Raw genomic sequence first — 12,456 nt, forward strand, 5'->3', positions numbered from 1 at the left:
CCGCCCGATACCGTCTCAGGAATTTTAAGGGGAATGAAGATGCAAGCGACCGTCCAGCTTCGCCGCCGCCCGGGGCGCTACGCCCTGCATGCCAGCATCACCGCGATGGCGCTCGTCGCCCTGGCTCCTGCGACGGCGATCGCCCAGACCAGCGACCCCGCCCCCGCGGAACAGGAGGATGACGCACAGTCGCGTGACGATATCGTCGTCACAGGCACCCGCGTCATCCGCGACGGCTTTCAGGCACCGACCCCGCTGACCGTGCTGACCCAGCAGGACATCCAGAACCAGTCGCCGACCAACAATATCGCCGATTTCGTCAACCAGATCCCATCGGTCGCGGGCAGCCTGCGCCCCGCCAATTCCCGCCTGGCGATCAGTTCGGGCCTGGCGGGCATCAACGCGCTCAACCTGCGCGCGCTGGGTGAAATCCGCACGCTGGTACTGCTCGACGGCCGCCGTTCGCCGGGATCGAGCGTCACCGGCCTCGTCGACATCAACACCTTTCCCCAGGCGCTGGTCCAGAGCGTCGAGATCGTCACGGGCGGCGCCTCCGCGGCCTATGGCTCCGACGCGGTCGCGGGCGTGGTCAATTTCGTGCTCGACAAGAATTATGAAGGGCTGAAGGTCGCGATCGACAGCGGCATCACCGGCGAGGGCGACGGGTTCAACTATTCGTTCAGCGTTGCAGGCGGCCTGAAGTTCGCCGGCGGGCGCGGCCACGTGCTGGTGAGCGCCGAGCTCGCCAAGCGCGACGGCATTTTCCAGGTCGATCGTGACTGGAACCAGTTCGGCTTCCGCACCATCCCCAACCCGGCCTTTACCAACACCAACGGCCTGCCCCAGAATCTGGTGGTTTCCGGCGCGGGCACGGCCAACGCCCTGCCCGGCGGCATCATCAACAATTCGGCGGGGGGTGTGGCCAACCGTCTGCGCGGAATTTATTTCGGCCAGGGCGGGTCGGTGAACCAGTTCCAATATGGCGCGCTCAATTCGCCCGCGCTGGGCAGCGCGGGCGCGCCGACCCTGACCCAGGGGGGCGACTGGCAGCTTGCCGACAACAGCCGCAACATCGGGCTGGACGCCGCCGATGACCGCCGCGGCATCTTTGGCCGGGTGAGCTACGAGGTCGCGCCCTGGGCGGAAGTCTATGCCGAGGCCGCCTATAACTGGCAGGAATCGGACTTCAACGCTGGGCCGCAGCTTTCGACCGCCGTGACGCTTCGGTCGGACAACGCGTTCCTGATCAACACGCTGGGTCCGGCGCGCCTGGCCGGCATCACGTCGGTGACGATCGGCACCACCGCGGTCGACCTTCCCGTCCGGCGCAACAACAACCAGCGCGACGTCCAACGCTATACGATCGGCGGCGGCGGCGATTTCGAGATGTTCGGCAAGCGCGCGGTGTGGAGCGCCTATGCCCAATATGGCGAGACCAACACGCGCGAACAGCTTCGCAGCATCATGAACACCAATCGCATCGCCTTGGCGACCGATGCGGTGTTCGCGCCTGCCGGAAATGCCGCCGGCATCGCCGCGGGGACAATCGTGTGCCGATCGACGCTGACGGCCCCGACCAATGGCTGCGTGCCGCTCAACCGGCTCGGCATCAACGTCACGAGCCAGGCGGCGATCGACTATGTGCTCGGCGACCCCTATCGCGAACAGAAGCTGCAGCAGACCGTCGCCGGGGTGAACCTGTCCTTCACGCCGTTCGCGACCTGGGCCGGCGATGTCAGCATCGCGGTCGGCGGCGAGTATCGGCGCGAGGAAGTGTCGGGCTTCGTGCCCACCGAGTTCCAGACCGGCTGGTCGGTCGGCAACTTCCTGCCGACCTTCGGCGACTATGACGTGAAGGAAGCCTATTTCGAAACCGTCGTGCCGCTGGGCGGCGGCGTCGAGTTCAACGGCGCGGTGCGCGCGACCGACTATTCCACGTCCGGCTATGTCACGACATGGAAAGTCGGCACGACCTGGCAGCCGATCGAGGATCTGCGCTTCCGCGTTACCCGGTCGCGCGACATCCGCGCCCCCAACCTGAACGAACTGTTCCAGGCGGGTACGTCGCGGACCAACACGCTGACCGATCCCTTTCCCGAACCCGACCGCGTCGGCGTGACGTTCCGCGAAACGACGACGGGCAACCTCAACCTCGATCCCGAAATCGCGGATACGACCAGCGTCGGCGTGATCTTCACCCCCCGCTTCCTGCCCGGCTTTTCGGCTTCGATCGACGCGTATCTGATCGAGCTCGAGGGCGCGATCGGCCAGTTCTTTGCCCAGGACATCATCAACCGCTGTTTCGAGGGCCGCCAGGAATTCTGCGCCGCCTTCGGCCCCGACCCGACCGGCGACCGCGAGCTGTTCTTCCGCGCCAGCCCGTTCAACTTTGCCAGCATCACCAATCGCGGTATCGACATCGATGCGAGCTACCGCATCCCGCTCGACACCTTCTTCGCCAACAGCGAAGGCACGTTCACGCTGCGCGGCCTGGCCACCCGGTATATCGACAATATCACCGACAGCGGCGTCAGCATCCCGGTCGACACGGTCGGGGCGAATGGCGGCGGCGGTCTGCCCGAGTGGATCTTCCGCTTCAACGCGGTCCTCGACACCCCGAGCTACACGATCACCGGCACCGCCCGCGGCGTGAGTTCGGGGACCATCTCCAACAACTTCATCGAATGCCAGACCACCTGCCCAACCGGGCGGCCGGCGGCGATCGTCTCGCAATTCCCGACGATCGACGACAACAGCGTCTCCGGCCTGTTCTACGTCGACCTCAACCTGACCGCGAAACTCAACATCAACAATCAGGGCGATGGCCAGGTCTTCCTGAACATCACCAATCTGTTCGACCGCGCGCCGCTGCTGCTGCCCGAGGGCGGCCTGTCGGCCAATACGACCTATTCCGACCTGCTCGGCCGCGCGTTCCGCGTGGGTATCCGACTGCAGACCAAGTAACGTCGTGCGGCGGGGGGCCTGACCCGGCACCCCGCCGCCCCGTCGGACCAAGCGCGTCCAAGCGTGCCCATCACGCCCGGCGCGAAGAGCCCGGGGAAACATGGCCTCCCCGCCGCGTTGAAGGGTGAACAGCCCCGCGCGGAAAGGATTGCCATGCCCATCGCCCTCAAGCCGATCGCCGACCAGACGATCGTCATCACCGGCGCCTCATCGGGCATCGGCCTGGCCACGGCACGTCGTGCCGCGCGCGCCGGGGCACGCGTGGTGCTCGCCGCGCGCAACGGCGACGCGCTGCGTGAGATCGTCGAGGGGATCGCCCTGTCTGGTGGCAAGGCGGCCTGGGTCGCGGTCGACATGGCCGACGACGATGCGCCACAACAGATCGCCGCCATCGCCGATGCCGAGTTCGGCGGCTTCGACACCTGGGTGAATAACGCCGCGACCGCAATCTACGCCCGGCTTGACGATACGACGATCGACGAGCAGCGCCGCGTCTTCGACGTCGGCTATTTCGGCGTGGTCCGCGCATCCCTGTTTGCGGTCGACCGGCTGAAGGCGCGGGGCGGCGCATTGATCAACGTCGGATCGGTCTTGTCCGAGCGGGCAGTGCCGGTGCAGGGTGCCTATTCGGCCATGAAGCATGCGGTGCTGGGCTTTACAGAGGCGCTACGCACCGAGGTGGGCGCCGATGGCCTGCCGGTGTCGATCACGCTGATCAAGCCGCATGGCATCGACACGCCCTACCCCGAGCATGCGCGCAACAAGATGGACCGGCCAGCCCGCATTCCGCCCGTCGTCTATGACCCCGAGCTGGTCGCCAAGGCGATCTGCCACGCCGCGACGACGCCGCGACGGGAACTGGTCGTGGGGGGCCAGGGATTTCTGCTGACGCTGGGCGGCAACCTGTTCCCCGCGGGCGCGGACTGGTTCACCGAGCGCTTCATGACCGAACGCGGCCAGTCGATCGACCAGCCGCCCGAGGACGGCACCCGCGACAACCTGTTCGAGCCCCGCAAGGATGGGCGCGAGCGATCGAACCAGGATATTTTCGTGCGCAAGACCAGCCTTGCGCTCGAGGCGCAGTTGCGTCCGATGCTGACCGCGGCCGCCGCGATCGGCGCGGCCGGCGCGCTCGCGTGGATCATGCTCCGCCCCACACGGCCCGGCGCGCGCACGCCGGCCGCGGAGCGGGCCGTGCCGGGTGCGCACCAGCCGGACGGAACCGACAGCTCGGCATCGTTCGACGCACGCATCGCCGATGAAATGACGATCCCGGACGCTGTCCCGGCGGCCTAGTCAGGCCGACCCGTTTTCACGAGAGAAGTGGCGGAGAGGGTGGGATTCGAACCCACGGTACCCGTAAAGGCACAACGGTTTTCGAGACCGTCCCAATCGACCACTCTGGCACCTCTCCGCAGCGAGGAATTCCGCGCATTCCGTCGTAAACGAACCACGCGCCGGTCGATCGAGCGGCGGCGCATAACCGAAAGGTCAGGGGCAGGCAAGCGTGATGCTTGTGTCATCGTCGCCAAAGCCTACATTGCACATATGGTCCAGGAACATTCCCACGCCGACTCCGCCGCGCCGGTCCCACCCATCACGCACGCCCGGTTCGCGATCGGCGATGTCGTGCGCCACCGGATGTTCGATTTCCGCGGCGTGATTTTCGATGTCGATCCCGTGTTCGGCAATACCGAGGAATGGTATCAGTCGATTCCCGAGGATATCCGCCCGCGCAAGGATCAGCCCTTCTACCATATCCTCGCCGAGAACGCGGAATCGAGCTATGTCGCCTATGTCAGCCAGCAGAACCTGGTGACCGACGACAGCGACGAGCCGGTCGACCACCCCGCCATCCATGGCCTGTTCGACGATTATGCCAATGGGCGTTATCGGCTGAAACGCCTGCATCGCCACTGATCGCGCGCGGCGGCTGCGCCGGCTGGTGACCCCTACGGGACTCGAACCCGTGTTTTCGCCGTGAGAGGGCGACGTCCTGGACCGCTAGACGAAGGGGCCGTCGTGCAGAGGCGGCGAGTTGGCCGTGCCACCGCGCTTTGTCAAGCACCTCCCCTGCCCCGGCGGATCGCACGACCCGGCCGGGGCAGTCGCGATCAGAATTCGAAATCGAGGCGCGAATAGAGGAACCGGCCGTTGAAGCCGAAGGGCGAGAGGCTGGAATAGGGCAGGAAGAAGCTGTTGGCGGTAAACGGCGCGCGTTCCGGCAGACGGTCGGGATAGACATCGAACACATTGTCCGCGCCGACCGTGAAGCGCACGCCCTCATGCACCTTCAGCGTCACCTGGAGGTCGGTCAGCCATTTCGGCGTCAGCGTGAAATCGGCGGGCGCATCCCCCTTGCCAACGGTGATCGCTCCGGCGCCCGCGGTGAACACCTCGCCGAAGCGGTTGGCGCGGATGACCGCATTGACCGGGCCCAGGCTCCAGTCGAGCGAGAGGTTGAGCTTGTTGGTCGGCTGGCCGTCGGTCAGGCGAAAGGATTCGACCCGACCGAAGAGCAGCAGCCCCGGCAATGACGGCAACACCGCGCGATCGATGATCTTGGTGTCGTTATAGTTGTACCCTGCAGTCAGGCGGAAATCGCCGAGCCCGAATTCGGGCAGACGGTAGGTCGCAACCACGTCGATGCCCTGGGTGCGCGTATCGACGCCGTTCACGAAGAAGCGCGCGGAGGTGACGTTGTTGATGCCGGCCGATTGCAACAACGCGACCACGGCCGCGCCAGTGAGATTTTCGGTCAGCGTCACCCGGTCGCGAATGCGGATGTTGTAATAGTCGACGGTCAGCGTGAAGCCGGTGAATGGATCGAGCACGAGGCCGCCGCCGAGATTGAGCGACTTTTCCGCGTCGAGGGGTTGCGCGCCCAGCGCCCGCGCAACCGGGCTGGCCACCGGGAACGTGCCGACTTCGATCAGGCCCAAGCCCTGGACATTATTGGTCGAGGTGGCGGTGAAGAATTGCTGGGACAGGCTCGGCGCGCGGAAGCCGGTCGAGGCGGACCCGCGAATGGCGACGCCGGGAACGACTTCCCACCGCCCGGCTGCCTTCAGGTTGAAGGTATCGCCGAAATCCGAATAATTTTCGTAGCGCGCCGCGAGCTGGAAGGTCAGGTCGGTGATCGGGTCGAAATCGGCTTCGGCATAGACCGCCCAGCTGTCACGGGTCGCATCGACCGCGTTGGTCGGCTGGAAGCCCGGAAACACCTGGGCCCCGCCCGCCGCGCCGTTGGCGACGAACGGCCCGTTGACATAGCTGGCGAGCTCGCCCTGGCGGATCTTGAAATTCTCGTTGCGATATTCGGCACCGAGCGCGATGCCGAAGCGCTCGAACAGGTCGGTGTCGAGCGTGCGCGACAGATCAAGGTTGATCACCGTCTGGCCCGCCGCCAGCCCGCCGGCATCGAACGCACGCGGGCTGACCAGTCCGCCGAGCGAGGTGTTGAAGCTGTTCTCGACCCGGTAATTGAGCTCGTCCGAGCCATAGATGACCGACAGGTCGGCCTTGAACCCGCCGACATCGCCGCGGATGCCGATCGCGCCCGAAACGTCCTCGATCTCGCTCGCGATCAGCGGCAGGAAACCGTCGGGATAGAAGGGGACGAAACTGGTCGTCGACGCCGCGAAGTCGCGGTTGCGCGCGTCGTTCGGCCGGCGGAAGAAGCCGGCGCCGGTGCCGTCGCGGATGCCGTAGGTGCCGAACGCGTAAAGCTCGAACGCGCCCAGCTCGTAGCCGGTATTGACCACGAAGTTGAAATCTTCGGCCTGGCCGTCGCCGAAGCCGTGATTGAAGCGATCGAAGGTCAGCTCGCGCGGGTCGCCGATCGTCGGATATTGCCGGCGCGGGTCGGCGCCCGAACGCTGGGTGCGGTCGCGGTCGCGGAACTGCGCGGTGACGTTGAGGTAGCCGCCCGGCCCGACCGGCACGCCGATATTGGTGGCGATCGTCACCGTGTCGCCGTCATTCCGATCGCGCTCGTCGGTGAAATTGAGTGCCAGGATGTCGTTGGTGCCGCCGCCCGCGGTGACCACCTGGGGCAATCCGTTCGGCCCGGTCAGCACGCCGTCATAATCGCGCACCCCGTCCATGGTCGTGATGTACTTGCCGTAGGTGACCGAGCCGCGAACGCCGGTGGCGCGGCTGAGCTGAAGGTTGATGACGCCGGCGATCGCGTCCGACCCATATTGTGACGCTGCACCGTCGCGCAGCACTTCGATCCGCTCAATGGCGATCGGCGGAAGCTGGTTGAGATCGACTGCCGACGACCCACGCCCGACCGAACCGTTGAGGTTGAGCAGTGCCGCAGAATGGCGACGCTTGCCGTTGACCAGCACCAGCACCTGATCGGGCGACAGGCCGCGCAACGTGGCGGGCCGCAGCGAATCGGTGCCGTCGGTCAGCGACGGCTGGGGGAAATTGAACGACGGGACGAGCTGGTTGAGCACGCGGTTGGTTTCGGTCGCGCCCGAGCTTTTCAGGCTTTCGCCGCTGATGACGTCGATGGCGACCGGGCTGTCGGTGCTGGTACGCTGGGCCGCGCGGCTGCCGGTGACGATAATTTCATCAGTGGGTGCTTCCGCCTCCTGCGCGAACGCGCTGGTCGCGGCAGTCATCGCTGTCGAAACGGCAAGGCAAGCGATCGCAAGACGGCGCATGTGATTCCCCTTGAAAGATTTTGGCCGGGACCTCCGACCGTTCCCGACAGCAACTTGCGCAATCGATTCACGTAATAAAAGTGAAACCGGATCGCGCGCCCAAGAAACAATCTTACCGTTGCTGCAATGCAACAGTGACGCCGTGCGAGTCGGGCGGCGGCACGGGCGCGGCGACTGTGGCGCCCGATCCGGAAATTTGCAGGACGCGTCCGCGCGACGTCCAGATCAACGGTTGACTTCGCGCGCGGTCTGACCTAGCTGGCGCGTTCCGTTTCGCGGAGCCGGGCATGCCGGGCTCGTGCGGAGCTGTGCACAATTCAATCGCACGACATAAAGAGAGTTTCAGGATCATGTTCGCAGTCGTACGCACGGGCGGCAAGCAGTATCGCGTTGCCGAGGGTGACAAGATCGTCGTCGAGAAGCTCGACGGCGATGCCGGCGCCACGGTCACGCTGGGCGACGTCCTGCTCGCGGGTGAAGGCAGCGAACTGAAGCCGGTCGCCGGCCTGACGGTCTCGGCGGAAATCATCGCGCAGGCGAAGGGCGAGAAGGTCATCGTCTTCAAGAAGCGCCGCCGCCACAATTACCGCCGCAAGAACGGCCATCGCCAGCAGCACACGATCCTGAAGATCGTCGCGATCGGCGAAGCGAAGAAGAAGGCGGCGAAGGCCAAGAAGGCGGATGCGGCCCCGGTCGAGGCGGAAGCCCCGGCGGCCCAGGCCTGAAACCCAAGCGAGACGAGGAGTATAGGCAATGGCACATAAGAAAGCAGGCGGCTCGTCGCGCAACGGTCGCGATTCGGCAGGCCGCCGTCTTGGCGTGAAGAAGTTCGGCGGACAGGAAGTCGTCGCCGGCAACATCATCGTGCGCCAGCGCGGCACCAAATTCTATCCGGGCACCAATGTCGGCATGGGCAAGGACCACACCCTGTTCGCGCTGACCGACGGCCGCGTCGCCTTCCATGAGGGCCGACTGGGCCGCAAGTTCGCGTCGGTAGAAATGATGGCGGAAGCCGCCGAATAACATCGGGCAACCAACCGGGTTGTCCACCAGGGCGACCCGGTCCCCGCGTCAAGGCGGGGACAACGCACAAGGGAGACGGGTCGCGGCCTGGCTCCCTTTTTTCTTGCTCCCTCAACCCGTTCGTGTCGCATCCCCGTCATCCGCGGGGGGCATGGCACGGCGCAAAAGAGGAGAGTGCCGATGTTCGTGCGTACCCGCAGATTGACGCTGCGTCCCGGCTGGATCGAGGACGCGCCCGAGCTGGCCCAGGCGATCGCGCATTGGGAAGTGATCCGCAACCTGGGCCGTGCACCCTGGCCCTATGGGCTCGCGGACGCGGAGGCGTTCCTCCGCCAGCCGCGGCGGACCTGCGAGGCCAGCTTCGTGATCCTCGCGCATGAAGGCCCCTGCCCCCGCCTGGTCGGCGGCATCGGCTTCGGTCCCTATGACGATCGTCCGCATGAAATCGGCTATTGGCTGACGCCAAGCGCCTGGGGGCTCGGCTATGCGACCGAGGCGGGCCGTGCAGTGATCGACATCGCGCGCACGCTGCGGGTGCCACGATTGCAGGGCGGCCATCATCTCGACAACCCGGCATCGGGCGCGGTGCTGCGCAAGCTGGGGTTCGTGCCCACCGGCACAGCAATGCGCTATTCGCGCGGCCGCGATGCGGAGGTGCCGTGCGCCGAATATGCGCTGGCGCTCAGTGACGAGGATGATGCGCGAATGGCGGCGTGAGGCGGCTCATGAGGTCCGCCCGACGCCCAAGCGGATCGCGCGGGTCAAGCGACCCCATATAGCTGCCGGCTGACCTTATCGTCACCCCGGCCCTGTGCAGGGGTCCACCGTGCCGCAAGGCCCCGTCGCACGCCAGTCGGTACCGAGCCAAGGCGCGGGGCAAGGGGAGCGCGACGATGATCCGCCAGTGCGGGTTGCGCGGTGGACCCCGGCACGAGGCCGGGGTGACGAGGAAAGAGTGGCTGGGTTTCCGGACAATCGCCAGTCCCGGTCAACCTCTATGCCGCCGCCAGCTCCGGCGTCGGCTGCCCAAGCCGCGCGGCTTCATAGTCGCTGTCGGCCAGCGCGATCAGCTTGCGGTCGTCATGGTTCCACGGGTGGAAGCCCGGCATGAAATAGGCGAACCATGCGCCCAGCACCTTGCGCGCCATGCCGGGGCGGCCAAAGGCATAGCGGAACACCCGCCATTTGACGCCTGCACCAGTCAGACCGTCCTGCGCGAGCAGGTCGAGCATGCCCTCGGTACGGCCGCGAAAAAACTTGATCGTCGCCATCACCATCACCAACGACTTGACCCACCAGCGGCGGAAGCGCGGCCAGTCTCGGGTCGCGTGCAACCAGGTGTCATAGGCCACGCCCTTGTGCTCGATCTCCTCGATCGCGTGCCAGCGCCACAGCGCGGCGGCTTCCGGGTCGGCGCCTGCGAGATGGCGGGGATTGGCGATCAGCTGGTGCGCGATGATCGCGGTGAAATGTTCGAGCGCCATCGTCGCGGCGAGATTGGCGATCGGCGGGCGCCCCTTGGTGATCGCCAGCTCGCGGTCGACCCGCGCTTCGAGACGCGACACGTCATAACCCTGGTCGGTGACGTGGCGGTTGAACGCGACATGCTCGCGGGTGTGGATAACCTCCTGCTTCACGAACGCATTGATCTCGCGCTCAAGCCGGGGCGGTGTGCCGTCGCGGAACTTGCGCACGCTGTCGATGAAAAAGCCCTCGCCCTTGGGAAAGGTGACCGACAGCGCGTTGTAGAACGCGGTGGCGACGGGGTCGTCGCCATGCCACCACCGGCGGACGTTCGTATTGCGCCCAAAGCGCCGGTCGCGCGGACGGATTTCCAGGTCTGCCGGAGTCTTTGCGTTCATCACGCTTTTCCTTCACTAATCCGATACCCGCAATATCTGGCCATTACTTACACTGATGTCAATAGCCCGCCGCCGTCTCACGCCCGAGGAATCCCGTGACGCCGCGCTCGATGCTGCGCGCACGCTGCTGATCGAAATGGGACCGCAGGCCGTGACACTGAAAGCGGTGGCATCGCGGATCGGGCGCACCCATGCCAATCTCCTTCATCATTTCGGCTCGGCGTCGGGGCTGCAAAAGGCGCTGATCGCGCACCTCGCCGACACGATCACGACGCGGATCGGCGCGGCGGCGATGAAGGCGCGGGAGGGCGATCACGATCCGCGCGAAGTGGTCGACCTGACCTTCGACGCGTTCGACCGCGAGGGGGCGGGCGCACTCGCGAGCTGGATGATTCTCTCGGGCAACGAGGACGCGCTCGATCCGATCCTGGAGGCGATCCACCGGCTGGTCGACGAGCTCGCCGCCGATTCCCATTTCGCCGAGCAGCATTCGATCCATGAGGAGACGTTGCAGCTTGTGCTGATGGCGCTGGGCGACGCGCTGCTCGGCGGCCCGATGGCGCGCGCGCTCGGCCTGCCGCGCGAAAAGGCGCGCGAGCTGGCGGCCGTCGCACTGATGCGCTCGCGACATCCGGATCATCAGGTCTAAGCCTACGTCGCCCCGGCGAAGGCCGGGGCCTCTGGCCAATTACGGTGTGCCCGGATTTCACAGAGGTCCCGGCCTCCGCCGGGACGACGCCGTGGCCCCTATCGCCAAACGCGGCAACGGTTTACACGCCCGCCCATGCATTTCCTCGATCAAGCCAAGATTTTCGTGAGGTCCGGCGCGGGCGGCCCCGGCGCGGTGAGCTTCCGCCGTGAGAAATTCATCGAATATGGCGGCCCCGACGGCGGCGACGGCGGCAAGGGCGGCGACATTGTGTTCGAAGCGGTGGCGGGCCTCAACACGCTGATCGACTTTCGCTACACCCAGCATTTCCGCGCCCCGCGCGGCAAGGGCGGATCGGGATCGAACAAGACCGGCGCGGGCGGCAACGATCTGGTCATCAAGGTGCCGGTGGGTACGCAGATCCTGGCCGATGACGAGGATCGCACGCTGCTGGCCGACCTGACCCGGGTGGGCGAGCGCATCGTGTTCCTGCGCGGCGGCGATGGCGGCCGCGGCAATGCGAGCTACAAGACCAGCACCAACCGCGCGCCGCGCCAGCACGGTACCGGCTGGCCGAGCGAGGAAGCGTGGGTGTGGCTGCGGCTCAAGCTGCTGGCCGATGCGGGACTGGTCGGCCTGCCCAATGCCGGCAAATCGACCTTCATCAACCAGGTGACCAACGCCCAGGCCAAGGTCGGCGAATATGCGTTCACCACGACCCGGCCCCAGCTGGGCGTGGTGCGGCACAAGGGATCGGAATTCGTCATCGCCGACATTCCCGGCCTGATCGAGGGTGCCGCCGAGGGTGCCGGCATCGGCGACCGGTTCCTCGGGCATATCGAACGCTGCCGGGTGCTGCTCCACCTCGTCGACGCCAATGACGAAAGCGTGGCGGAAAGCTATCGCATCGTCCGTGACGAGCTGGAGAATTACGGCGAGGGCCTGGTCGACAAGCCGGTGGTGGTCGCGCTCAACAAGATCGACACGCTCGACGACGAACTAATCGCCGCACTGTCCGCCGAGCTGGAAGAAGCGAGCGGCGGCGAAGTCATCCCGATTTCCGGGGTCAGCGGCACCGGCGTCGACTGGGTGCTCGACAAACTGCTCGAGATCATCGGCCCCGAACCGGGCAAGGTTGCTGAGGATGACGAGGGCGAAGACGCCATCGAGTGGTCGCCGGTCTAAAGCGGCACCGCCCCATCATTACCAAAATTCCGTTCGTTTCGAGCGTCGTCGAGCAAGGTCTTGATTAGGCCCGACGTGTCTCGACCTCGCTCGACACGAA

Annotated in this window: 10 protein-coding genes and 2 tRNA genes; 8 read left to right on the forward strand and 4 right to left on the reverse strand. The window is 66.0% G+C overall.

Going from position 1 to position 12,456, the window contains the following annotated elements:
• Nucleotides 1–39 precede the first annotated feature (39 nt).
• Entirely contained in the window at nt 40–2,964 is a 2,925-nt protein-coding gene (locus AX709_RS00630) for a TonB-dependent receptor plug domain-containing protein (protein WP_066545727.1), read from the forward strand.
• A 153-nt stretch (nt 2,965–3,117) separates the two neighbouring features.
• Entirely contained in the window at nt 3,118–4,260 is a 1,143-nt protein-coding gene (locus AX709_RS00635) for an SDR family oxidoreductase (RefSeq protein WP_066545667.1), read from the forward strand.
• Nucleotides 4,261–4,288: 28 nt separating this feature from the next.
• Here AX709_RS00635 and AX709_RS00640 read toward each other — a convergent pair.
• A tRNA-Ser gene (locus tag AX709_RS00640) sits at nt 4,289–4,378 on the reverse strand.
• A 134-nt stretch (nt 4,379–4,512) separates the two neighbouring features.
• Here AX709_RS00640 and hspQ point away from each other — a divergent pair.
• Nucleotides 4,513–4,884: a heat shock protein HspQ gene (gene hspQ, locus AX709_RS00645; RefSeq protein ID WP_066482486.1), complete on the forward strand. Its 372-nt coding sequence runs from the start codon at nt 4,513–4,515 to the stop codon at nt 4,882–4,884.
• A gap of 23 nt (nt 4,885–4,907) precedes the next feature.
• Here hspQ and AX709_RS00650 read toward each other — a convergent pair.
• Together AX709_RS00650 and AX709_RS00655 are read right to left on the reverse strand one after the other, a co-directional pair.
• Nucleotides 4,908–4,983: transfer RNA gene (locus tag AX709_RS00650), tRNA-Glu, on the reverse strand.
• Nucleotides 4,984–5,078: 95 nt separating this feature from the next.
• Entirely contained in the window at nt 5,079–7,637 is a 2,559-nt protein-coding gene (locus AX709_RS00655) for a TonB-dependent receptor plug domain-containing protein (protein ID WP_082731559.1), read from the reverse strand.
• A 350-nt stretch (nt 7,638–7,987) separates the two neighbouring features.
• On the opposite strand from AX709_RS00655, the gene rplU reads away from it, so the two are divergent.
• The 3 genes from rplU (at nt 7,988) to AX709_RS00670 (ending at nt 9,377) form a co-directional block, all read left to right on the forward strand.
• Entirely contained in the window at nt 7,988–8,362 is a 375-nt protein-coding gene (rplU, locus tag AX709_RS00660) for a 50S ribosomal protein L21 (RefSeq protein WP_066482490.1), read from the forward strand.
• 28 nt (nt 8,363–8,390) lie between these two features.
• On the forward strand, nt 8,391–8,660 hold the full coding sequence (gene rpmA / locus AX709_RS00665) for a 50S ribosomal protein L27 (RefSeq protein WP_066482492.1): 270 nt from the start codon (nt 8,391–8,393) through the stop codon (nt 8,658–8,660).
• 180 nt (nt 8,661–8,840) lie between these two features.
• Complete coding sequence (locus AX709_RS00670; RefSeq protein ID WP_066545674.1) at nt 8,841–9,377, forward strand: GNAT family N-acetyltransferase; 537 nt, start codon at nt 8,841–8,843, stop codon at nt 9,375–9,377.
• Between the two features lie 278 nt (nt 9,378–9,655).
• Here the strand turns inward: AX709_RS00670 and AX709_RS00675 are convergent, their stop codons facing one another.
• A complete protein-coding gene (locus AX709_RS00675; RefSeq protein WP_066482495.1) occupies nt 9,656–10,522 on the reverse strand; it encodes a metal-dependent hydrolase in 867 nt (288 codons plus the stop codon).
• 55 nt (nt 10,523–10,577) lie between these two features.
• On the opposite strand from AX709_RS00675, the gene AX709_RS00680 reads away from it, so the two are divergent.
• Both AX709_RS00680 and obgE read left to right on the forward strand, forming a co-directional pair.
• Entirely contained in the window at nt 10,578–11,171 is a 594-nt protein-coding gene (locus tag AX709_RS00680) for a TetR/AcrR family transcriptional regulator (RefSeq protein ID WP_066482500.1), read from the forward strand.
• A 135-nt stretch (nt 11,172–11,306) separates the two neighbouring features.
• On the forward strand, nt 11,307–12,356 hold the full coding sequence (gene obgE, locus AX709_RS00685) for a GTPase ObgE (RefSeq protein ID WP_066545676.1): 1,050 nt from the start codon (nt 11,307–11,309) through the stop codon (nt 12,354–12,356).
• Nucleotides 12,357–12,456: the final 100 nt, after the last annotated feature.

Origin of the sequence: Sphingomonas sp. CCH15-F11 (assembly GCF_001557005.1) — a bacterium.
Classification (GTDB): domain Bacteria; phylum Pseudomonadota; class Alphaproteobacteria; order Sphingomonadales; family Sphingomonadaceae; genus Sphingomonas.